Raw genomic sequence first — 22,780 nt, 5'->3', positions numbered from 1 at the left:
GTGAGGAGCAACAGTGGTACGCAATGTTCGACGACGGCTGCTTGGCTTGGGTGCCGTGGCATCAGCCGCAGTCCTCGGCGCCTGTAGCGTCAACGTACCTGACCCGGCCGCTCCGAAGCCGTCGCCGGTGGAATCCACGTTATCGACACCGACTATTACGCCCGGCCACGATGCAGCTGCTGTCGCGGCGAAGGATCTGCCGTTGAGCGCCGGGGCCAGCCTGGTACCGGGGGATCCGGTGACCATGGAGTCCAAGTTGCAGGAAGTCCCGGGATGGTCGTTGGTCCATGCAGCAAAGCAGGGCGAGGACGAATATAAGAAGTCCGATGGCTGCGTGGCGGTCACCCGCGTCTCGATCAATCAAGGGCCCCTTGTCGAAGCCGGAAACGACGAGGCCTCCACAAAGGCCGTGTTCCAGTACATGAATCCCGCGATCGACCCCGGCCGGCTGACGCCGGTGACACTTCGTTGGGGGCAGGATACGGACAAGCCGCTGAGGAAAGTGGAACTGCTGGCGCTGGAATCCTCAGCGGCAAATGGTGGTGCTTCCGCAGTGGTTTTGGGTCGGCTGTTCAGCGGCCCGGCCGCGTCCGTTTACGTGTCCATCACGTGCCCCGATGACGCCGCCCTGGCCAAGGCGAGGGCCGACGTCGAATCCGGCGTGGTACTGGTACCACCCGCCTGAGCACCTGCCGGACTACTTCCCGTGCCTTGAAGCAAGCCGGTTCAAGGCCAGGGCGCCAACCAGGAGGCCGAAGTCCCGCAGGGCGACGTCGAAGAAGCTGCCCAACACCAGCAGGTTGACGATGATCCCCAGAAGCCACAAGGCCACAATGACCGAGCCTATCCGTGGCCGCAGGGCGACGATGATGCCGGCAATGATCTCGATGATGCCCACGCCATACATGAAGGTCTGGGCCGGAACCGGGATGACGGTGGTCGCCGCGGGCGCCAGATAGGCGGTCCAGTCCGTGAGCAGGTTGGTGAACTTGTCCAAGCCGAACAGGATGGGCGCCACCGTAAAGATGGTGCGCAGCAGGACGAACGCCTGACGGGATGTGCGGTCCTCCAACACCGTGGTGGTGGAGACGGCGTGTGCAGTTGAAGGTTTCATGGCGATGCTCTCTTTCTATAAATAGGTATCTTGATTTTAGAATCGCCGGGATGATTAATCAACGAATGTTGTTTTTAGAGATAGTCTTGAACCATGAGCAAGCAAAAGGCACCGTGGCTCGCCAGGATTGCGGCGCTGGCTTCCATGGACGACGTGAACCGCCGTGCCCTCTTCAGGTATGTTGGCGACGCGGGCGATGCAGTGGGGCGGGACCAGGCGGCCGAAGCACTGGGTATCCCGCGCAGTACCGCGTCCTTCCACCTGGATCGATTGGTCCGTGACGGAGTGCTGCAGGTTGAGTTCCGGAAAACCTCGGCCAAAAGTGGTCCGGGTTCCGGGCGGCCTTCGAAGTTCTACCGGACGGCCGTGGATGAAGTGGGCGCTTCGGTTCCGGACCGGCACTATGACCTTGCCGGGGACGTCATGGCGCGTGCCATCTCCACATCTCTTGGCAACGGCGGGTCCGTTGCGGAGGCCCTTGAAGCGGCTGCCCACGGCAGGGGGCGCGAATCCGGACGGCCCGGAGAATTTTCAGCCGTCCTGGCCGATCTTGGGTACGAACCCGTGGAGGACGGCAGCGGTGGATACAGGCTGCTCAATTGTCCGTTTCACCGGCTGTCCCGCGACCATGCGGAGGTGGTGTGTGCCATGAACGGAGCGTTGCTCAAGGGGGCAGCGGAGTCGTCCGGGCTGCCGGCTGACTCCGTGGTGCCCGATCCGGGGCCCGGCCACTGCTGCGCCCGCATCACCGCAGCTCGATAGAATTGCAGGGTGCCCGTATACCTTGACCACGCCGCCACCACCAGCATGTCGGCCGAAGCGCTCGCCGTCATGACCCGCGAACTTGCCCGGACGGGAAATCCTTCCTCCCTGCACAGTGCGGGACGCCGGGCGCGACGGACGGTGGAAGAGGCCCGTGAAACGCTTGCCGCTGCCGCGGGTGCGCATCCTTCCGAAGTCATCTTCACCTCCGGCGGTACGGAGGCCGACAACCTGGCCGTCAAGGGCTTGTATTGGTCCCGGCGGGACGCGGACCCGAAGCGGACACGGATACTCTGCTCCGCCATCGAGCATCACGCCGTCATGGACGCGGTGGAATGGCTCGAGCGGCACGAAGGTGCCGAGGTTGCCTGGCTTCCTGTTGACGCTCAAGGCGTGGTCCGGTTGGACGCCGTTGAGAGCGAAATTGAGCGTGATCCCGGCTCTGTGGCCTTGGTGACCGTCATGTGGGCCAACAACGAGGTAGGGTCCATCCAGCCCATCCCGGACGTCGTCCGGCTCGCGGCCCGCCACGGAATTCCGGTTCATGCGGATGCCGTCCAGGCTTTCGGCGCCGTGCCTTTGGACTTCCGCTCCTCCGGCCTGGCGGCCATGTCGGTCTCCGGCCACAAGATCGGCGGACCCGTAGGTGTGGGCGCCCTTTTCCTGGGCCGGGCCGTCTCCCTGACGCCCGTGCAGCATGGCGGCGGCCAGGAGCGCGACGTGCGCTCAGGGACGCTGGACACCCCGGCCATTGCGGCCTTCGCTGCTGCCGCTGAGGCCGCCGTCGCCAATCTGGACGGCGAAGCCGGGCGGCTCGGCTCGTTGCGTGACCGCCTCATTGCCGGCGTGCAGAAGGCAATTCCTGAGGCAGTGCTGCGCGGCGCTCCGGCTCAAGGTCGCTTGCCCGGCAATGCCCACTTCACGTTCCCCGGCTGCGAAGGTGATTCGTTGCTGTTCCTGCTTGACCTGGCCGGAGTCGAGTCCTCCACCGGTTCTGCCTGCACCGCGGGAGTTCCCCGGCCCTCCCATGTCCTGCTCGCCATGGGCTTGGACGAAGACACCGCGCGGGGCGCTCAGCGGTTCACTCTGGGCCATTCGTCCACAGACGCTGACGTGGAAGCCCTATTGAAAGCACTGCCGGATGCGTACGCGCGGGCACGCCAGGCGGGTATGGCCGGCCATGAATCGAGCATCCAGACGGCCGCCACCGAAGCCCGGAACGGTATCCGGGCCTAGCTCGCGCGGCCTGCGGATGGGTTGGGGGACCTCCTGCTATGCAGCAGCCGCAAACTCCTCCAAGGGGTTGGCCGGATCCAGGAGTCGCGATACGTCCACGGGGACGCGCCCTGAAATCAACGCCTTGATCGGTTTCTGGACCCGCCTCTGGTTAACGCTCATCCCTGCCACCACCTGACCCGTGCCGCCCTGGGCGTTCCGGATCCAGAATGCGGTAAAGCTCCCGTCCTCCATTGAGCCCCTGATGGCGGGCTCGATGCCGGTAGTGAGCGACGGAAAACCGGAGTATTCCATGCTGAGGGTGAACTGGTCCGTATAGAAGTACGGGACCGCGTCGAGGACGGCGTCCTGGCCCAGCATGGATTTGGCCGCCACCTTTCCCCCGTTGAGGGCGTTGGCCCAGTGCTCGCTGCGGTGGTGCTCGCCGGTAAAGGGGTGCAGCGCATTGGCTACGTCTCCGGCTGCGAGGACGTCCGGTGCGCTGGTGCGCAGTGAGGCATCCACTACGACGCCGTTGCGCACCTCAAGGCCCGCCGCTTCGGCCAGTGCCGTGTCGGGAACGACACCGACGGCGATGATCGCCAGGTCCGCTGGAATCTCAGCCCCGGTGTTGGTGGTGACGGACGAGGCGTGCCCGCCGCGTCCTTCGATGGAAACCGCACTGGCCGACAGATGGAATCTGACTCCGTTGTCTTCGTGCAGCCCCCGGAAGTAGGTGCCCAGTTCGGGGCCGATGGCTGTGCTCAGCGGGATGTCCTCCAGGCCAAGCAGGGTGACCTCGTTGCCGTAGCTCCGTGCCGCCGCCGCGAGTTCCATGCCGATCCATCCTGAACCGATCATGACCACCCGCCGTCCGCCTTGCTCCAGGAGCGAACGCAAGCGGACGCTGTCTTCGAAGGTCCGGAACGTCATCACGCCTTCAAGTTCCGAGCCGGGGAGGGGGATGCGCCGGGGTTGGGCTCCTGTTGCCAGCAGCAACTTGGCGTACTGCCGGAGGCTCCCGTCGTCCAAGGCGACCGAGTGCTCCCTGGTATCAATGGCTGTCGCGGAAGTGCCCGTGAGGAGTTCCACGCCGTTTTCCACGTACCACTGCGAGGGCATGACCGGCATCGATTCCTCATCGGCCTTTCCCAGGAGGAACTCTTTGGAGAGCGGCGGGCGGAGGTAGGGAATCCGGGGCTCGGCCGCAAGGAGGGTTATGGGTCCTTCGAACCCTTCAGTGCGCAGTGTCTTGGCGGCGGTAGCGCCAGCCAGGCCTCCGCCGGCTATGACCATTGGTTCAGTTGCCATGTCAACTCCGATTCTAAAACTGGTCTCTTTGACTTTAGAAGCGTCGGGGACGGCAGTCAAGGAAAACTGTCCGCTCAAATGAATCGGCTAGAATAGATGGGCGCGCCGACTGATCTGAGCCGGATCCGTGCCACCAATCCCCATCACAGAAAGCCAGCATGCGAGTACTTGCAGCAATGAGCGGCGGAGTTGACTCCGCTGTAGCAGCCGCCCGGGCAGTTGAGGCCGGGCATGACGTCGTCGGAGTCCATCTGGCGTTGTCGCGCATGCCTGGAACCCTCCGGACGGGAAGCCGTGGCTGCTGCACCATCGAGGACTCCCGCGATGCCTGGCGCGCCTGCGATGTCCTGGGGATCCCGTACTACGTCTGGGACTTTTCGGAACGCTTCAAGGAAGACGTCGTCCAGGACTTCATTGATGAGTATGCGGCAGGTCGGACGCCGAACCCCTGCATGCGCTGCAACGAACGCATCAAGTTCGCTGCGCTCCTTGAAAAGGCCATCGCCCTGGGCTTTGATGCCGTGTGCACCGGCCATTATGCCAAGGTCATTGAGGATGCGGACGGCAACCGGGAGTTGCATCGTGCCGCGGACTGGGCAAAGGACCAGAGCTACGTCCTGGGCGTCCTTACCCATGAGCAGTTGAAGCATTCCATGTTCCCCCTGGCTGACACCCCCTCCAAGGCCGAGGTGCGGGCCGAAGCGGAACGGCGCGGCCTTTCCGTGGCCAACAAGCCGGACAGCCACGATATCTGCTTCATCTCCGACGGCGACACCCGGGGCTGGCTTGCCGAAAAAATCGAGATGACCACCGGAGACATCGTTGATGAAACCGGCAAGAAGGTCGGCGAGCACCCGGGGGCCAACGCCTTCACAGTAGGGCAGCGCCGTGGTTTGAAGCTGGGTACCCCGGCAGCCGACGGCAAGCCACGGTTCGTCCTTGAAATCCGTCCCAAGGAAAACAAGGTTGTGGTTGGCCCGGAGGCGTTGCTGGCCATCGATGAGATCCGGGGGATCAAGGTGTCGTGGGCAGGCCTGCCGATCGCGGAGGTCGCGACAGGCGAGCAGTTCCCGTGCCACGCCCAGGTCAGGGCCCACGGTGATCCGGTTCCGGCAACGGCCCGGGTCGAGTCGGTCCAGGACGATGCCGGTGTTGAACGGACTGAACTTGTGGTCACCTTGACCGATTCCTTGCGCGGAGTCGCGCCCGGGCAGACGGTGGTCCTGTACCAGGGCAGCCGCGTTCTCGGACAGGCAACCATCGACGCCGCCCGCTCACTGCAGAGGGCCGCCCTCTAGCTGGTTGCCTGACAGGCGGGCGGACGCCCATACTTGCCTCAGCAGCGTATCCGCTGCGGTGGGGTCCGCAATGGGGACGGCGATGGCGGTGGCATTTCCGAAGAAGAGCCCTGGTGACATCAAGGCGGGGCAGACGGTCTCAGTGACCGTCCTCGCGGAAGGGCCCATAGGCGCAGCGGGATCGCCGCCGCTGACCGCCCAGGTCAGGATACCCGTAGAACGTCTTCGCCGCGGTCCGACAGGCAATCGCTACGCCGTCCACATCCGTAAATGGCGGGGCACGACCGTTTCCCCGGTGACCCTGACCAGCAAAGGCGATCCATGGCAGCTGTTGTCCCAGCCTCCGCCGTCGGACCTTCGCGAACTCCTGGATGACACCCGCTTCCTGGCCCAGCACGTTTACGGGGTGGCCATGCACACCCTGGATATTTTCGAGACCACCTTGGGCCGTCGCATGCCGTGGAACCCGGAGGGCAGGCTGATCCTCAAGGCCCGGGACCTGGTCACGGCAACAGACACCGGCTACGAGCGCGGGAGCAACACCATCCGCTTCGGTTCCGTTGACCGTATGGGTTACAAGGTGCCCACGGCCCTCTACCGGGACATCGTGGCCCACGAGGTGACCCACGCGATCCTCGACGGGTTCAGGCCGGCCTGGGCGGACCAACTGGCTACGTTGGAGCAGCTGGCCATGCACGAGGCCTTGGCCGACCTGGTGGCAATATTGTCCGTTTTCTCTTCCCGGGACATCGTGTACCGCCAGCTGGAGGCAGCTGCCGGAGGCTTCGAAGCGGGCCAAGCGGTGGATGATGCCTTATTGCTGCGCTCGCTGTTCGACTTTGCCCGTGACCTGTTCGCGCGCGGGCCGTTGCGGGAGCCGTTTGTCGGCGCAGTTCCGGAGAATTGGCAGCAGTTCCCGGAGCCCCATGCGAGGGGAGCCGTCGTAGTGGGGGCCGTGCTCCGTGCCGTGCAGAAATTGTGGTCCGAGCGGAACAACCGTTTCGGGGAAGCGCAGAGCCTGCACCAAAAAGCGGAGTCCGGTTCTATTGTTGCCACGAGGGTATTGCGGATGGTGATCAGGGGGCTCTCCTATATGCCTCCCGTTGACGTCGGGTGGCGTGACCTACTGCGCGGGATCATCGCGGCGGACCTGGACATGGTGCCCGAGGACCCGCATGGTTACCGCGAAGCGCTGCAGGCCGAGTTTTCGGCCATCGGCATTCGGCGGGTGTCGTTGAACAACATCAGCGGCGTGGAGAATTACCAAGGGCTCCGGTATCCCGTCAGGCTTTCCGCGCTGGGCTCCGACCCCCAGGAAGTGCAGCGTTTCGTCTGGGAAAATCCGAGGCTCCTGGACGCGGCCCGCTTGGAGCGCCGAACTCCGTTGAGTTCCACCCGCGTCCGGACATCGGAAAGGGTCTCTCCGGACGGGTTCATTGTCTCCGAAATCGGCGCCTCGTTCATCCAGACTGTGCGGATGAGCAGGCGCGAAGCATTCGTCCGGCTTGGCCTCAAAACGCGCAGGGAGTATGTGGACATCCGCGGGGGAGGGCTGCTGAGGTTCGACGCCGGCGGGCGCCTCGTCTATGCGGCCCTGAAGCCGGTCATGGACAGGGAACGGCAGGGGCTGCTGTTCGGCTCGGACGAGGAACACGACATCGAGGAAGCCGCTTCCTCCGGAGTCAAGGCCAAGTTCCACTCCACTGGAGAGTAGGCGTCACCGGGAAAACAAGCGCTGGACGGACCTTCGTGAACCGATGTCTGCCCTCCTGCGGCCTGCCCCCAACGTCAGCTTCCCCACGCTGCCTTGCGGGCCGCCGTCGTGCCTTCCAGTTGCGCCACCTGGTCAAAGCCCCCAGCTTTCAGCGCTTTGCTGACGAGTTTGAGGAGGTCTGCACGTCCCAGCGAGCCGTCACTCCGGAGCGACCTTGCCAGATGGTAGGTGAAGGCACCGTTATACCGGCCGTCGAAGTAGGCATCGGCGGCTGTTTGGTCGGACCTGCAAGCTGCCATCAGCACGGGTTTTGAGTGCTTGGCCGCCTTGACCATGTCCCTGAGCGTCCGGACGTCGCTGTTTTCCGAGGCGATGACGGCCCTGGGCGTGGGTGCCGGCAGGAAGCGCGGGCGCCTGCCGGGCAGCAGGTCCAGGGACTTAAGCCCGGTTCCGCTGTGACAGGTATCAAGGATGACGTCCATGAGGACCCCATCGGGCAGGCGTTCAAAAATTGCCGACAGTTCATCGTCGGAGATCACTGTGTCAGGATCCCAGGCATCGCCGGCATTGTTGATGTCGTAGCAGGCGAAGGCCTCATCAAGGCGGTCGGGCTCGTCGCCGCTGGTGTCGGGTATCTGGGTTCCATGGCTGGAGAACGTCAAGACGATGTGGTCTGCGGTCCCGTCCACAGCCTTGTCGACCAGTTGCGAGAGTTCGGCCATGACATTCTTCTTGGTGGCTTTCGCATCCCGGAGGACCACGACTTCCTTCGGGGGAAAACCGTACGCGGAGCCCAAAAGGCCGGACAGATCCTCGGCGTCGTTGACGCAGCCTTGGAGCCAGCTTGATTGGGGCAGGAATTTGAACTGGTTGATGCCTACGCAGAGGGCTGCCTTGCTCATGGGCCAAAGATATTCCCGGGGCGGGAGCCAGGCAATGGTCCCCGCCCTTCCACCTGAGCTACTCGCAGGTAAATTTTGTATCTCGAATCACAAAATTGCCGCTTTTTCGGGTGGGAAGTCTGATTGAATCGTGGAATCAAGAGTGCGCTCCGTCACATTCATCCCTTGATGGGGCGCTCAATCCATCGAACAGAAGGTTCACAGATGGCAATGAACAAGAAGGCCCTGCATGGCGTTATCGCGCTCGCGGGCGTTTCCGCGCTCGCACTCACTGCATGCACAGGGCCCTCGGGCGGAGGATCTTCTTCCGCGCCGGCGGCAGCCGGACCCATCGCTTATGGCACTACGGACAAAGTCACCTCCTTGGATCCCGCAGGCTCCTACGACAACGGTTCATTCATGGTGATGAACCAGATCTATTCGTTCCTGCTCAACTCCAAACCCGGCGGGGCGGAGCCCGAGCCGGACCTGGCGGAGTCCTCATCCTTTACGGCGCCCACCGAGTACACCGTCAAGCTCAAGCCCAACCTGAAATGGGCCAACGGGCACACCCTCGACTCGAAGGACGTCAAGTTCTCCTTCGACCGGCAGGTGGCGATTGCCGATCCCGCGGGTCCGTCATCTTTGCTGACCAACATCGAGAGCGTCACGGCCCCCGATGCGAACACCGTGGTCTTCAAACTGAAGCTCGCCAACGACCAGACCTTTGCGCAGATCCTGAGCAGCCCCGCCGCGCCGATTGTGGACGACGAAGTCTTCCCGGCAGACGCTGTGCTTCCTGATGAGGACATCATCAAAGCCAAGGCTTTCCATGGGCAGTACACGATTGACAGCTACAAAAAGAACGAATTGGTGAGTTTCAAGGCTTTCCCGGACTACCAAGGAGTCCTCGGGAAACCGGCCAATGACGAGGCGACCATCAAGTACTACGCCAGCCCCACCAACCTGAAGCTGGATATCCAGCAGGGCAACATCGATGTCGCCTTCCGGAGCCTGAGCGCCACAGACGTCGACGACCTCAAGAAGGACTCCAAGGTCAAGGTAGTCACCGGCCCGGGTGGCGAAATCCGCTACATCACCTTCAACTTCGACACCATGCCTTTCGGCACCAAAGCCGCCGACGCCGACCCCGCCAAGGCCACAGCGGTCCGCCAGGCAATCGCACACCTCGTTGACCGGGAGGCCATTGCCGACCAGGTCTACAAGGGCACCTACCTCCCGCTCTACTCGAACGTCCCCAACGGTTTCCTCGGGGCAAACCAGTCCTTCAAGGATGCTTACGGCGAGGACGGCAAGCCCAGCCTGGACAAGGCCAAGAAGGTGCTTGCCGATGCCGGGATCACCGAGAAGGTGGCACTCAACCTGCAGTACAACCCGGACCACTACGGCGGATCCTCGGGTGACGAATACGCGATGGTCAAGGAACAACTCGAGAAGTCCGGGCTCTTTACCGTCAACCTGCAGTCCACCGAGTGGGTCACGTACAGCAAGGCAAGCCGCGCCGACGAGTACCCCCTGTTCCAGTTCGGCTGGTTCCCCGACTTCAGCGATGCTGACAACTACCTGACGCCGTTCTTCCCCGAGGGCGGGTTCCTCAAGAACCACTACAACAACCCCACGGTGAACGAACTGATCAGCAAGCAGCTCACGGAGGCCGACAAGACAAAGCGCGAGAAGGACATCCAAGAGGTCCAAAACGCTTTGGCGAAGGATATTTCCACGCTGCCACTGCTTCAGGGCGCCCAGGTGGCCATCGCCGGAAGCGGCGTCAACGGCGTCGACAAGACGTTGGACGCTTCCTTCAAGTTCCGCCTCGGAACCGTGTCCAAGTAACCACGCCTCTGCGCTGGGAAGGGGGCGGGACACTTATCCGGTGTCCCGCCCCCTTTGCTGAGCCACCTTCTCCTCGAAGCCCGGCAGGCGCTCCAGCCAAACTCCGCTGAACCAAAGCAGGAATCGCAGGTAGCAAATGACAACACTCGTTGACGTGCCTGACGCCGAACCCGGCGTCGTCACACCCAAAAGCAAATCCAGGTCCGGGGGAGGACTTGGCAGATACATCGTGGTCAGGTTCTTCCTGATCATCCCCACGGTCTTCATCCTGGTGACCCTGGTCTTCTTCCTCATGCGGGTCATCGGCGACCCCATCACCGCTGCCCAAGGTGGGCGGCTCCCACCGGACGTCCTCGCACAGCGTATCCATGAGGCCGGCTACGACAGGCCGGTGTTGGTCCAATACTTCGAGTATCTTGGCCAGCTGATCACCGGAAACTTCGGCACTACCATTACCGATCGCCGTCCCGTGGTCGAGGTACTTTTCACCTTCGGCGCGGCCACCTTGGAATTGAGCATCAACGCCCTGGTCGTGGCCCTCGCTGTCGGCATTCCGTTCGGACTCATCGCGGCCCAGCATCGGGACAAGGCTTCGGACGCGGTCCTGCGGCTCTTCGCGATCCTCTGCTACGCCACGCCCGTCTTCTTCTCGGGCCTTCTCCTCAAACTGACGTTTTCGGTATGGCTCGGCTGGTTCCCGGTGGCGGGCAGGGCCTCCACCCGGACCGAGTTGGCCATGAGCAACCTTGCAGCGCCATCGGGCATCTATTGGCTTGATGCGATCAGGAGCGGAAACTTCACGGCACTGGGCGACATCGTTTCCCACGCCGTACTCCCGGCCATCGCCTTGGGTTTGTTGACCGCCGGTGTGTTCCTCCGCCTGGTGCGGACGAACGTCATCGGAACGCTGGGCAAGGACTACGTCGAAGCCGGGCGTTCACGGGGTGTCAGCGAGTACCGACTGGTCACCAAGCACGCCTACAAGCCCGCGTTGATCCCCATCATCACGGTCATGGGCCTGCAGATCGCGCTCATGCTCGGCGGCGCCATCCTCACCGAAACCACCTTCGAGTGGAAGGGCCTCGGGTACCAGCTGGTGCAGTACCTGAACGCCCGCGACTTCGTAGCCGTCCAGGGCATCGTGGTGCTCTTGGCCGTGATCGTTGCCGTCACCAACTTCATTGTCGACATTATTGCGGCCCTCATCGACCCGCGAGTGAGGTACTGACCTTGAGTACTCCTGAACTTACTGCGCCCAAACAACCGCTCCTGATGCGGCTGCCCGTGGTATCCCACCTGCGTAAGAGCGTCGGCCTCCAACGGGGGATGCTGATTGCCGGTGTCATCCTGAGCGGCCTCTTTGTGCTGACCAGCATCTTTGCCCCCTTGCTGGCCCCCTATGGCTATTCGCAACTCAGTGATGATTCCGGTTCGTTCCCCACCCAGCAGGCACCGAGTGCCAAGCACCTGTGGGGCACCACCGTGGGAGGCTATGACGTCCTTTCACGAGTGGTGTGGGGATCGCAGACCGCTGTGACCGTGATCGTGGTCTCCGTAGCGATGTCTCTGTTCCTTGGGGTGGCCCTTGGACTGCTGAGCGGCTACTTCGGAGGCTGGCTGGACAGGATCCTGGTGGTGGTGGCTGACGCCATCTACGCTTTCCCCACGCTCTTGCTGGCCATTGTGGTCTCCATTGTGATCAGCCGTGGCCAGTCCAGCTTCTGGGGCGGCATCTTCTCCTGCGCCTTCGCCATCACGGTGGTGTTCGTACCGCAGTACTTCCGGGTGATCCGGGCCGAAACCATTCGCCTGAAAGCCGAGCCGTTTGTGGAGTCGGCCAAGGTGCTGGGGGCCTCCAGCCTGCGGATCATCAGCCGTCACATCTTCAAGAACGCCACCCGGACGCTGCCGCTCATGTTCACCCTCAATGCCTCGGAGGCGATTCTTACCCTGGCCGGCCTTGGCTTCCTGGGCTTTGGCATCGAACCCACTTCGGCTGCTGAATGGGGCTTCGACCTCAACAAGGCCTTGGCGGACACCTCCTCCGGCATCTGGTGGACGGGTGTCTTCCCAGGCTTGGCCATCGTCCTGACAGTGCTTGGACTGACCCTGGTGGGCGAAAGCATCAATGACCTCAACGACCCCCGGATCCGGAGCCGCAAACGGGCCGGCGCCACCAAACCCAACGGTGCACAGTCCGGCACAACCGGGACCGCACCGGCGGAAGGACCCACGCCATGAGCATCAACCTCGGAGAAGTCCAGGACCACGCACCGCAAAGGGAACCGGTCCTGTCCATTGAGAAACTGCAGGTCACCTTTGCTACGGACGGCGGCGACGTCCGGGCGGTCAAAGATGTGAGCCTGGACGTGAGAGCCGGCGAAGTACTTGCCATTGTGGGCGAGTCAGGATCGGGCAAGACCGTCACGGCCAAGACCATTCTTGGGTTGCTTCCCGAAACAGCCATCAGTTCCGGCGCTGTCCTCATCAAGGGCAACAACGTGATCAGCCTCGGCACATCAGCCCTGCGCCGTATCCGCGGACGCGACGTTGCCATGGTCTTCCAGGAGCCTTCCACGGCACTGAATCCGGTCTTTACGGTGGGGTGGCAGATTGCCGAGGGCATCCGGGCCCACAGTACCGACGGGCACCGGGTTTCCGCCAAGGAAGCAAAGGCGCGTGCCACGGAGGCGCTGCGGAAGGTCGGAATCCCCGACCCGGAGACGAGGGTTGACTACTACCCGCATCAGTTTTCGGGCGGACAGAAGCAGCGTGTGGTCATCGCAGCTGCCCTGGCGTTGAACCCCGGGCTGATCGTGGCGGATGAGCCGACCACCGCGTTGGACGTGACCGTCCAAGCCGAAATCCTGCAGCTCCTGCGCGATCTGCGGGACAACTACGGCACCTCGATCGTCCTCATCACCCACAACATGGGAGTGGTGGCCGATCTCGCCGACCGTGTGGTGGTGATGTACCAAGGGGATGTGGTGGAGGAGGCGCCTTCCAAGGTGCTGTTCGCGGAACCCAAAGAGGAGTACACCCGGAAGCTCCTGGCCGCCGTACCCCACCTCGGGCGGAACTCAGCATCCGAGGGAGCCCGGGGACGCTTGCACCAGGACGGCAAGGTCCTGGTTGAGGCGAAGAACCTGGTGATCGAGTATCCCGGACGGTTTGGCAAGCACGGCTTCAAGGCCGTCGATGACGTCAGCTTCACGGTGTCCGAGAACGAAGTCTTTGGCTTGGTAGGCGAGTCGGGGTCCGGCAAATCCACCATCGGTCGGGCCATTGCGGGCCTGACCAGGGTAACCGGGGGCAGCCTGAAGGTCCTCGGCTACGAGATGCTCGACTTCAAGGAGCGCACTTTCCGCCCCCTCAGGAAGGACATCGGCTTCGTCTTCCAGGACCCCGCAGCCTCGTTCAACCCCCACTTGACCATTGGGGAATGCGTCGCGGAACCACTGATGATCCATACCAAGCCAAGCGCTGCCGAGGCGCGCAAGCGGGTAGGTGAGTTGCTCGAATCAGTCCAGTTGCCGGCGTCGTACGCGCAGCGGTACCCGCACGAGTTGTCCGGCGGCCAGCGGCAGCGTGCCTCCCTGGCCCGGTCCCTCGCGCTGAATCCGCGCCTGCTCATTGCCGACGAACCTACCTCGGCCTTGGACGTCTCGGTCCAGGCGAAAGTCCTGGATCTCTTCAAGGACATCCAGGAGGAATACGGGTTCGCCGCGCTGTTCATCAGCCACGACCTGGCAGTGGTTGATATGTTGTCGCATTGGGTGGGGGTGCTTTACAAAGGCAAGCTGGTTGAACAGGGGATTGGCAACCACGTCATGGGCTCGCCGCAGCACGACTACACCAAGCGGCTGATCGCCTCGCTGCCGGTGCCGGACCCGGAGGAACAGGCCCGACGGCGGGAGGCCCACCGCGCGCTGCTGGGCGGAGCGACCCCGGGGTAACAACAACGCGGGGCCAAGTGCCACACCCTAGACTGGGAGGCATGACCGAGCAGAACAATGTCCTTCCTGATGACTCCGAATCCTTCGACCCGGCAGCGAGTTCCCTGTCCGGACAAGTGGACCGGGCCATCATGGACGAACTGTTGTCCATCCGCTCCAGCATCGACAACATCGATGCCACGCTCGTGTTCCTGCTCGCCGAGCGGTTCAAGGCCACCCAGAAGGTAGGCATCCTCAAAGCCACGCATAAGCTGCCGGCGGGTGATCCGGGACGGGAAGCCGCCCAGATCGCCCGCTTGCGGCGCTTGGCCGAGGACGCGCACCTTGATCCGGCGTTCGCCGAGAAGTTCCTCAACTTCATCATCAGCGAGGTCATCAGGCATCACGAGGCCATCGCCGAGAACCACCAGACCACCAATCAGCAGGCCTAGGCGTGGCAGAAGTACAGCAACACCGGACCAGCGCAACCGCACTGGGACCGTGGCCGGCGAACGACCCCGCTGAAGCGCTCCGCACCATCCGCGGAGAACTCGGGGACCCGCACGTGCCGTTCCTCCCCGAATTGCCGGACCGGGGCGTCGGCTCGGACCCTATCGGCCGGACGGGGAGCTTGCTGGTTGAGCTCGCGATCGACATCCAGCCACACGGCTGGCGGCTGGTGGACCGCCCGGGAAAGGACCTCCAGCGGGCGCGGTCGGCGCTGGCCTCCGACGTCAATGTGCTGGCCGACGTGGCGGGGGCCGAAGAGAATCCTGCGTCCGCAATCAAGATCCAGTTCGTGGGGCCGCTGAGCCTGGCAGCCGGACTTTACCTCCACAATGGCGAGCGGGCCCTGTTGGATTTCGGTGCGCGGAGGGATATCGCGGAGTCGCTCGCAGCAGGGGTGGCCGATCACCTTGGACGTATTCGTGCGGCCGTTCCTGGCGCAGAAATCGTGGTCCAACTGGATGAGCCGGACATCGCAGCCGTCATGGGCGGGACCATTCCCACCGCCAGCGGGTACCGAACCCTCAGGTCCATTGACGGCGAAGAAGTCACCGCTGCATGGCGGCTGGTCATCGAGGCGATCAAGGCAGCCGGGGCAGTAGAGACCGTCATTTCGGTGCCGGAGATCGAAGCGCCGTTTGAACGGATCATCACTGCCGGGGCTGACGGGATCGCCGTGCCGCTCAAGGCTTTGACCACACGCCAATGGGAACAGCTGGCCGCTGCCGTCGAAGCCGGGAAACGCCTGTGGGCCGGGGCTCTTGGCACGGAGAAGCCGTTGCCGAGGACGGCCGAAGTGGTGGACAGCATTTGGCGGCCTTGGCATCAGCTGGGTCTCCCGGCCGCCGGATTGTCCGGGCTGCGCGTCACGCCCGCCACGGGCCTGGCGCACCTGAAACCTGCCGAAGCGCAGGCGGTCCTCACCAAACTGACACACGTTGCCGACGGACTGGACCAACTGGCCCTCGGCTAGGACGGGAACAACCGGCCCACGGTTTCGGCTGGACCGACTGGCCCGCGGCCAGGTTGTCACCGGCCAGGGATCAGATTCGCTCAGATGCGCTGTTCCCAGCGATCCGGTTCAGCGTACCGGGGCAGCGACTGTCCGGCGGCGCTGCCGGGCAAGTAGGGAACCAGCCGGTAGTCGAACCGGCCGGCGTAAACCAGGACGAGGCCTACCTGGGGTTGGATCACCTTCACCTGGATGCGGTGTTTGCCCTCTTCGGCGTCCCACCACTGTTCGGCATACGCGCGGGCATCCAACGCGCTGGGCAGGGGGATCCGAAGTGGTCCCAGGAACAGCCGGCTGTTTTGTGAAACTCCGCGGAGCTTTCCGTCCGGGGTGACAGAGACCTCGAGGTCGGTGACAAGCCGCCGGTACCTGCCCACGTGGTCCACCAGCCGGTGGGCCCCGGCTTCAGGGATCGCGCTGGTGGTGTCATGAAACAACCGCGTTCCCGAGGGAAAGAAGATCTCTCGCCGTGCTGTCAGCGCGGCACGGTTGAAGGGGTCCACATGGGCGTGGTTTTCGATCCGGAAGGGAATGCCCTCGCCGTACTCCGGGAAGAACGCTTCCTCGCCGGTAGTCAGCGACAGGAAGGGGCGCAACCATTTTTGGCGGCAGCCCACAACATCGAAAACACCCTGTCCTACTCCGTACTGGCCCGATCCCGCGGAAAGGGAGAAATAGTCCTGAAGCTCCGGAGCCAGCTGTTCGAAGGCATCGCCCAGGGCCAGTTTGTAGATGGGTTGATTCATTGTGCAGTCAGTCCTTCCTAGAGTCGGCCGGCGGCTTTGAGCCGGATGTAGGCATCGGCGAGCATGGGCGGCAGCTCGAGCGGGTGCGCATCAACTACTTCAGCCCCAAGTTGGCGCAGCTGGTTTGAAACGGCAGCCCGTTCCAAGAGGGCCCGTTCAGCTGCGGCGGCGCGGAAAACCTGGCTCGCCGTCGTGCGTTCTTCCTTCATCGCGTCCAAAAGCGGATCACGCACGGATGCCACCACCACCACATGCTGCGTGGCCAGCCGGGCCACCAAGGGCAGGAGGCCCTCCTCGGGGGCACCGCCGTCGAGCGCGGTCAAGAGCACCACCAGGGAGCGATGCGCCGAGACGGCCCGCACCTGGCCGGGTATCTGTTGCCAATCGAGCTCGATGAGTTCGGCGTCCAGCGGTGCCATGGCCTGGACGAGCTGCCCCAACAGGTTCCCCTTTGACGCCGATTCGACCCGGGCGCGCAGCCGCCGGTCATACGCGAGGAAGTCCACCCGGTCGCCGCCCCGTTCAGCCAGGACGGCCAGCAGCAGCGCCGCTTCGATGCCCGTATCAAGCCTGGGCTCATCAGCGATCCGCGCTGCAGCTGTGCGTGAGGTGTCCAGCACGATCACCACCCGCCGGTCCCGCTCCGGACGCCACGTGCGAACCACCACGGAGGTACGCCGGGCTGTGGCCCGCCAATCGATGGATCGGACGTCGTCGCCGCGCACATAGTCCCGCAGGGAGTCGAATTCGGTTCCAGCGCCACGGATCTGGACGGCTGCCCGGCCGTCCAGCTCCCGAAGTTTGCGGAGTTTGGAGGGCAGATGGCGTTTGGAATGGAACGGCGGAAGGACCCTCAGCTTGCCGGGCAGGGGACGGGTCCGTTGCCGGGCGGCGAGCCCCAAGGGGCCAAGGGAACGGATGGTCACGTGCGGCGATTCCAAGTCTCCCCGCCGGCTCGGGCACAACGTCACGGACATTCGACGGCGTTCAGCCGGCGGAACTGCCAGCGACTGGACGGCATTGGCCGCACCTGCCGAGGGTTGCCAGGCATCCCTGACCACGGCGCGGAGCCTGCGCCGGCTTCCGTTAGTCACCGTCAGCGTGGCAGTGACGCTGCTTTCAAGAGTCACATTGGGTGGCTGGCGCCGCTCCAACGTCACTTTGGCCGGTGACGCAGCCAGGACCAGATCGATGACCAGGAAGAGCAGGAGCGCTCCGGTAACGAGCAGCACTGTTGTCCATGCAGGAAAGAGCACCAAGGGAGCCAGCGCGGCGAACGCCAACAGGACAAAACGGCCCGTGATTGCCATTCAGGACGTCCTGGTCATCGGGGCACCGGCACGGAGGCCAGGATGCTGCCCAACACATCATCGACCTTGATACCGTCCATCTGGGCCTCAGGCCGCAACCCCACACGGTGCCGGAGGCACGGCAGGGACAACGCCTTGACGTCATCCGGCGTGACGAACGTCCGGTTCGACAGCCAAGCCCACGCCTTTGCGGAGTTGAGCAAAGCGGTGGCGCCACGGGGCGAGACGCCCAGCTGGAAGGATGGAGCCGATCGGGTGGCGCGGACAACGTCCACGATGTAGGCGAGGATCTCGGGAGCAACGGAAACCGCCGCCACCGCCTCGCGCGCACGGGCAAGCTCGGCGGCTCCCGCCACCGGACGCACTCCGGCCGCGCCGAGGTCGCGAGGATCAAAGCCCGCCGCGTGCCGGCGAATCACCTCAATTTCCTCCATCCGGTCCGGTAACGGCATGGTGAGTTTCAAAAGGAAACGGTCCAACTGGGCCTCGGGGAGGGGATACGTTCCTTCGTACTCCACCGGGTTCTGGGTGGCAGCCACGATGAAGGGTTCGGGCAACCGCCTGGAGACCCCGTCCACGGAAACCTGCCGTTCTTCCATGGCTTCCAGGAGGGAGGCCTGGGTCTTGGGCGGAGTCCTGTTGATCTCGTCGGCGAGGAGGATGTTGGTGAACACCGGACCCTCCCTGAAGGAGAACTCCGAAGAGTGGGAATCGTAGACCAGGGATCCGGTGACATCGCCCGGCATCAGGTCCGGCGTGAACTGGACACGCTTGGTCTCCAGGCTCAAAGCGGTGGAGAGCGCCCTCACCAGCAGGGTCTTGGCCACCCCGGGGACGCCCTCCAGCAAGACGTGGCCGTCACACAGCAGGGCGATGAGCATGCCTGTGACAGTCGGGTCCTGGCCTACGACGGCCTTGCCCACTTCACGACGGACATTCAACAAGGCTTCCCGTGCAGGATCTTCCCGATGGCCTTGGTGCGGGTGCTCCGGGGCGACGGCCGGGGAACCACCCGCTGTAACCGCGTTGTCCGGGTACGCGCCGGTAGTTTCCGCGTAGCTGCTCGGCTGGTTGTTCATCGGCCCATGGCCTCCTGTTCGATTTGTTCCATGCGCTGGGCCCATTGGACCAGGTGTCCTTCAGTCTCCGGATGGGTGCTGAGCAGCAATGCTTGCATCTCCGGTACCGGCCTGCCGAGGCGATACGCCAAGGCATCAACAACCGCATCGGGGGTGGCGTCAGCTCCCAGCTTGAAATGCCTGGCCAGCCTGGTGAGGGTGCCGGCACGCAGGGTGTCCGCAGCGAGCCGCAAAGCCCGTGAGTCCTGGTAAAGGCGCGCCCTGCCTTCGGCTGTCTCAGCCGCTTTCACGACGACCGGCAGGGGCTCAAAAACCAAGGGCCCCAACCGGCGTGCCCGCCACGCAATGGCAAGCAACGCCACAAACCCAAGCCACGGTCCGGCAACGGCCACCCACGGGGGGGCAAGCTCGCTGAGGGTTGGGGCCGAACGATCTGCTTGGATATCGGCCACGGAGGGCAAGTACCAGACCAGCTTCTCCGTGGTACCCAGCGTACGAATCGCCAGGGCGGCGTTCCCTTGATCGGCGAGGTGTTGGTTGTCCAGCAGGTCGGTGCTGCCCAAGACCACGAGCCTGCCCCCTTCGACCGCCGCATACAGTCCCGGTCCGCCGTCACGGATCGGATAGCAGACGGCGGGACCGGAATACACTGCGCCCCGCGCTGCGACTGGACCGGCAGCCTGCGCATCTTCCACTCCGCAGGCGGGATTCAACGTCGTTATGTCCTCAGGGACCGCGCCGCCCGGACGGATATCGGCATCGAGGGCGCGCAGAACGGTCAGGCGGGGAGAAACCACCGTCATCCGGTTGGCGGAGTCCCGCAGCCCGGACAGCTGTTCGCCGTCGAGGAAACCCCGGGGATCATAGAGCAGCAAGCTTGCGTCCGGATCGCGTTCCAGCGCGGCTGTGGTCTCCTCCAGGGTGTCGGTGCTGGTGACGTCCACCCCGTGCTGGCTGAGGATTTCAGCCACGGCCATGGCACCTCCCGGACCGGGGTTGTTGGCGGACAACCGCCTGGAGTCCTGGGCGGCTGCTTGCCGATCCACCACCAGGTAGGTGACGAGCCCGGCGAAGAGCAAAGCCAGGATGATCCACAGTGTGTTTCTCCGGAACCACTGTCCGGCCCGGGGGTGCCGGTCGCGGTGTTGCGGCTTATTGGGCTCGGTCGCGGGTTCTCCCGTCCGGGCTTCGGCCAGGGTTTCCGTGCGGCTCATCGAGGCACCGCGAATCCTGTGGCCGCAGGTGCGCCAAACTCCGGTGCCATGCCAAGAAGCTCGGAATCAACGGCGCATACGGCCTCAAAATCGGCTCTGTGCGCAGGCATTCCGCCGTAGAGGACGGCGTCGAAGCTTCTTGCCGCATCCGTCAGGCGCAGCCTTGCGATAGGGAAGACCCCGCCCAGTTGCGCGGCTGCTTCATCGGCCGTGCGGCCGGGCCTCGCCTCAATGATGTCGCGTTCCTCCGAGGACCGGACCACAGCGCGGAACTGTTCGACGACGGCGGCCCGCCAGTCGCCGTCGTCCGCGGCAGCCGCCGCCCGTTGCCGGTATACCGCAGCGTCCACCACCGGCTCATCGCCGAAGACGTCGGGAACAGGTTTCCTGCGACGCGCGTTCAGCCTGGGACGGACCACGATGACGGCCACCACAATGAGCGCAATGGCCAGGGCGATGATGACGGGAACGGCGATTCCGTTGCCCGGCGACCCGGAGTCGCTGCCAAGGGAAGCCAGCCAGTCCAGGAAATCCTGCCATACCTGCTCCAGCCAGCTTGGCTGCGCGTCCGGGTATTTGGGCTTGGACAGTTCTTCCTCCGCCCATCGCCGTGCTTCGTTCCGGTCCGGACTCACCGGTGGTTCCAAGACAGCGATTGCACTGGGAATCCGCAGGAAAGCTCCCGTCATGCCGACGGCCACCCGGCACTTCTCCCTCGCGGGGCACCGGGAATCCCGTCAGGGTCGGCGCCGGACTCCATGAGCCTCATCAACTCGACGTCCAGTCCTTCCCGGCGCATCCGCAGGTCCATATAGATCAGGGCGGAGACGGAAGTCTGGAAGGCGAAGGTTATGGAACCTACCAGCGTTGAAACGACCGTGGAGATAATCGTGGTTACCAGCAGGGCCGAACTCATGGAAGCGAAATCCGGATGCGGCGAGACCACCGAGCCGACCGCGCCCGAAGCCAACTGCACCGGGATCTGGACGACGTAGCCGATAACCCCAACCAAGAGGTTCACGACGATCGTGATGCCGAAAATCCGCCACCAGCTGTTCTTGGTCAACTGCCAGGAGCGCAGCAGGCCCTGGTAGATTCCCACCCGCTCAACCACGATCGCCGCCGGTGCGAACATGAGCTTGATGGCGATCCAGAGGTACAGGACAAACGCCCCAAGCCACAAAGGAATGACCAAAGCAAAAGCGGCAGGGCCCAAATTCATCAGCAGCACCACGGCAATGCCGGCGACGGCTGCCATAGCCAGGAGTGCTGCGAAGGTCAGCAGGGCAGCCACGCCCAGCAACGGCCAAATCCGTGGGGCGGCCAGCTTCCACATGGCCTTGAAGCCTGTCCTCCGGTTCAGCACCGACCGGGATACCGGGACCACCAGCACGCCTTGGAGTACTGACCCCAGGAATGCCATGAGCATGGTGATGCCAAGCGCCCCGGCCATCATCCCGATGAAAGGGCCAAGGAGGCCGTCCAGTTCGGCACGTGATTCCACGGTATCCAGCGAATCGACCGCTTGGAGCAAGCCCAAGGAAACGGCCCCCAGAAGGGTCTGGCTGATGGCTTGGACGATCAACGCTGAACCGACCATGGCCGCGGCATTGCGGCGGATGGTCTGGAACGCGCCGTCGAGTATTTCCCCGAACTGCAGCGGACGCAACGGGATGATGCCTGGTTTGGGAGGTGCTACATATAGGGGTTGACCATAGGGTGGCTGTCCGGGGGGCATGCCCGGCTGCGGCCAACCCGTTGGCGGCTGGGCCGGCCAAGGCTGTTGTCCGGCCGCCGGCTGGTGTGCCGGCGGGGATACCGGGGGAGTGGGCCACACCGGGGTGCCGCCCCACTGCGGCTGGGCACCCCAACCCGGCTGGGCACCGGCAGGTGGCTGCTGGCCGTGCTCTGGTTGTGACACGAATTCCTCCCCATCAGACCCGGCCCGCCGCTTATCGACGTCCCCCAAACGGACCTTCGGACCCCAGCCTATAGTCACGGCGCCATACCTCCTAGCATGACCTTCCGGCCTTTCGTGGCGGCCCTGTTGAAGGCTTTGCAGTACGGTGGAAGAGGCCTGTGGGGCGCCATGCCGTGCGCCCGCCCAGCAGGACAAAGGCATGTGGATAAGGGAACATATAACTATGAAGGCACGCATTCTGGTAGTTGACGACGACGAGGCACTCGCGGAAATGATTGGCATTGTGCTGCGCAACGACGGCTTCGAACCGGTGTTCTGCGCAGACGGCGGCCAGGCCCTCGATGTCTTCCGTTCGTCAAAGCCGGACCTCGTGCTCCTGGACCTGATGCTTCCGGGATCCGACGGCATTGAGGTGTGCCGGCAGATCCGTGGGGAATCGGATGTTCCGATCGTCATGCTCACCGCCAAGTCGGACACCTCGGATGTGGTTCGCGGCCTGGAATCCGGCGCGGATGACTACGTGCCGAAGCCATTCAAACCTGCCGAGCTCGTGGCGCGGGTGCGGGCCCGCCTCCGTCCCGGTGAGCAAAAGGCACCTGAAACGCTGCGGATCGCCGATGTCACCATTGACGTGGCCGGACACATGGTCACCCGCGGTGGTGAGAGGATTTCGCTCACGCCCCTCGAATTCGATCTCCTGGTGGCTTTGGCCCGCAAGCCTTGGCAGGTGTTCACGCGTGAGCTGCTCCTGGAACAGGTCTGGGGTTACAGGCACGCCGCGGACACCCGGTTGGTGAATGTTCATGTCCAGCGTTTGCGCTCCAAGATCGAGCGCGATCCCGAAGCGCCTGAGGTTGTATTGACGGTTCGTGGTGTCGGATATAAAGCAGGTTCCTGAGTCGTCCCC

The 22,780-nt window shown here is 63.9% G+C and carries 21 protein-coding genes; 12 read left to right on the top strand and 9 right to left on the bottom strand.

The features are described 5' to 3' along the window. Positions 1 to 13: 13 nt before the first annotated feature. Positions 14 to 685, top strand: a complete 672-nt coding sequence (locus tag RI444_RS14625; RefSeq protein WP_062097290.1) for a hypothetical protein — start codon at positions 14 to 16, stop codon at positions 683 to 685. Between the two features lie 12 nt (positions 686 to 697). Here the strand turns inward: RI444_RS14625 and RI444_RS14620 are convergent, their stop codons facing one another. Beyond that, positions 698 to 1,114 (bottom strand): hypothetical protein, encoded by a 417-nt coding sequence (locus RI444_RS14620; protein ID WP_062097288.1) that lies wholly within the window; start codon positions 1,112 to 1,114, stop codon positions 698 to 700. Between the two features lie 93 nt (positions 1,115 to 1,207). Between RI444_RS14620 and RI444_RS14615 the strand changes: the two genes are divergently transcribed. Together RI444_RS14615 and RI444_RS14610 are read left to right on the top strand one after the other, a co-directional pair. Next, complete coding sequence (locus RI444_RS14615) at positions 1,208 to 1,876, top strand: helix-turn-helix transcriptional regulator (protein WP_021471846.1); 669 nt, start codon at positions 1,208 to 1,210, stop codon at positions 1,874 to 1,876. Positions 1,877 to 1,885: 9 nt separating this feature from the next. After that, complete coding sequence (locus RI444_RS14610) at positions 1,886 to 3,112, top strand: cysteine desulfurase family protein (protein ID WP_021471847.1); 1,227 nt, start codon at positions 1,886 to 1,888, stop codon at positions 3,110 to 3,112. Between the two features lie 36 nt (positions 3,113 to 3,148). On the opposite strand, the gene RI444_RS14605 is transcribed toward RI444_RS14610, so the two are convergent. Continuing rightward, entirely contained in the window at positions 3,149 to 4,402 is a 1,254-nt protein-coding gene (locus RI444_RS14605) for an NAD(P)/FAD-dependent oxidoreductase (protein ID WP_207605808.1), read from the bottom strand. 176 nt (positions 4,403 to 4,578) lie between these two features. On the opposite strand from RI444_RS14605, the gene mnmA reads away from it, so the two are divergent. Both mnmA and RI444_RS14595 read left to right on the top strand, forming a co-directional pair. Beyond that, positions 4,579 to 5,700, top strand: a complete 1,122-nt coding sequence (gene mnmA, locus RI444_RS14600) for a tRNA 2-thiouridine(34) synthase MnmA (protein WP_242703254.1) — start codon at positions 4,579 to 4,581, stop codon at positions 5,698 to 5,700. A gap of 82 nt (positions 5,701 to 5,782) precedes the next feature. After that, complete coding sequence (locus tag RI444_RS14595) at positions 5,783 to 7,414, top strand: hypothetical protein (RefSeq protein ID WP_179013728.1); 1,632 nt, start codon at positions 5,783 to 5,785, stop codon at positions 7,412 to 7,414. Positions 7,415 to 7,488: 74 nt separating this feature from the next. Here RI444_RS14595 and RI444_RS14590 read toward each other — a convergent pair whose 3' ends face one another. Next, positions 7,489 to 8,316 (bottom strand): caspase domain-containing protein, encoded by an 828-nt coding sequence (locus RI444_RS14590; RefSeq protein ID WP_207605809.1) that lies wholly within the window; start codon positions 8,314 to 8,316, stop codon positions 7,489 to 7,491. A 204-nt stretch (positions 8,317 to 8,520) separates the two neighbouring features. Here RI444_RS14590 and RI444_RS14585 point away from each other — a divergent pair, with 204 nt between their 5' ends. From RI444_RS14585 to RI444_RS14560, 6 genes are all read left to right on the top strand, one after another. Beyond that, a complete protein-coding gene (locus tag RI444_RS14585) occupies positions 8,521 to 10,149 on the top strand; it encodes an ABC transporter substrate-binding protein (RefSeq protein ID WP_062097280.1) in 1,629 nt (542 codons plus the stop codon). A 136-nt stretch (positions 10,150 to 10,285) separates the two neighbouring features. Continuing rightward, positions 10,286 to 11,377 (top strand): ABC transporter permease, encoded by a 1,092-nt coding sequence (locus RI444_RS14580; protein ID WP_021471853.1) that lies wholly within the window; start codon positions 10,286 to 10,288, stop codon positions 11,375 to 11,377. A gap of 44 nt (positions 11,378 to 11,421) precedes the next feature. Further along, positions 11,422 to 12,390 carry an ABC transporter permease gene (locus RI444_RS14575; protein WP_021471854.1) on the top strand — a complete coding sequence of 323 codons (969 nt, stop codon included), beginning with the start codon at positions 11,422 to 11,424 and terminating at the stop codon, positions 12,388 to 12,390. Then, positions 12,387 to 14,105, top strand: coding sequence for an ABC transporter ATP-binding protein (locus RI444_RS14570; RefSeq protein WP_021471855.1), 1,719 nt, complete (start codon positions 12,387 to 12,389; stop codon positions 14,103 to 14,105). The genes RI444_RS14575 and RI444_RS14570 overlap by 4 nt, the downstream gene beginning before the upstream one ends. A gap of 41 nt (positions 14,106 to 14,146) precedes the next feature. Then, positions 14,147 to 14,536 (top strand): chorismate mutase, encoded by a 390-nt coding sequence (locus RI444_RS14565; protein WP_021471856.1) that lies wholly within the window; start codon positions 14,147 to 14,149, stop codon positions 14,534 to 14,536. Positions 14,537 to 14,538: 2 nt separating this feature from the next. Continuing rightward, a complete protein-coding gene (locus RI444_RS14560; RefSeq protein ID WP_207605810.1) occupies positions 14,539 to 15,564 on the top strand; it encodes a hypothetical protein in 1,026 nt (341 codons plus the stop codon). A gap of 80 nt (positions 15,565 to 15,644) precedes the next feature. Here RI444_RS14560 and RI444_RS14555 read toward each other — a convergent pair whose 3' ends face one another. The 6 genes from RI444_RS14555 to RI444_RS14530 are packed head-to-tail and all read right to left on the bottom strand — an operon-like array spanning position 15,645 to position 21,873. Further along, a complete protein-coding gene (locus tag RI444_RS14555; RefSeq protein WP_207605811.1) occupies positions 15,645 to 16,349 on the bottom strand; it encodes a DUF4166 domain-containing protein in 705 nt (234 codons plus the stop codon). 17 nt (positions 16,350 to 16,366) lie between these two features. Further along, entirely contained in the window at positions 16,367 to 17,659 is a 1,293-nt protein-coding gene (locus tag RI444_RS14550; RefSeq protein WP_021471859.1) for a DUF58 domain-containing protein, read from the bottom strand. A 14-nt stretch (positions 17,660 to 17,673) separates the two neighbouring features. Next, positions 17,674 to 18,738 carry an AAA family ATPase gene (locus RI444_RS14545; protein WP_021471860.1) on the bottom strand — a complete coding sequence of 355 codons (1,065 nt, stop codon included), beginning with the start codon at positions 18,736 to 18,738 and terminating at the stop codon, positions 17,674 to 17,676. Next, positions 18,735 to 19,952, bottom strand: coding sequence for a DUF4350 domain-containing protein (locus RI444_RS14540; protein ID WP_316963822.1), 1,218 nt, complete (start codon positions 19,950 to 19,952; stop codon positions 18,735 to 18,737). The genes RI444_RS14545 and RI444_RS14540 overlap by 4 nt, the downstream gene beginning before the upstream one ends. Continuing rightward, a complete protein-coding gene (locus tag RI444_RS14535) occupies positions 19,949 to 20,641 on the bottom strand; it encodes a DUF4129 domain-containing protein (RefSeq protein ID WP_031216350.1) in 693 nt (230 codons plus the stop codon). Before RI444_RS14535 ends, RI444_RS14540 begins: the two co-directional genes overlap by 4 nt. Then, complete coding sequence (locus RI444_RS14530; RefSeq protein ID WP_241650855.1) at positions 20,638 to 21,873, bottom strand: glycerophosphoryl diester phosphodiesterase membrane domain-containing protein; 1,236 nt, start codon at positions 21,871 to 21,873, stop codon at positions 20,638 to 20,640. Before RI444_RS14530 ends, RI444_RS14535 begins: the two co-directional genes overlap by 4 nt. A 223-nt stretch (positions 21,874 to 22,096) precedes the next feature. On the opposite strand from RI444_RS14530, the gene mtrA reads away from it, so the two are divergent. Then, a complete protein-coding gene (gene mtrA, locus RI444_RS14525; RefSeq protein ID WP_021471864.1) occupies positions 22,097 to 22,771 on the top strand; it encodes an MtrAB system response regulator MtrA in 675 nt (224 codons plus the stop codon). Positions 22,772 to 22,780 lie beyond the last annotated feature (9 nt).

The sequence above is a fragment of the Paenarthrobacter sp. AT5 genome, assembly GCF_032764245.1.
GTDB lineage: Bacteria > Actinomycetota > Actinomycetes > Actinomycetales > Micrococcaceae > Arthrobacter > Arthrobacter ureafaciens.
Note: the sequence above shows the minus strand (reverse complement) of the source record. Positions and strands in the feature narration are given on the sequence as shown.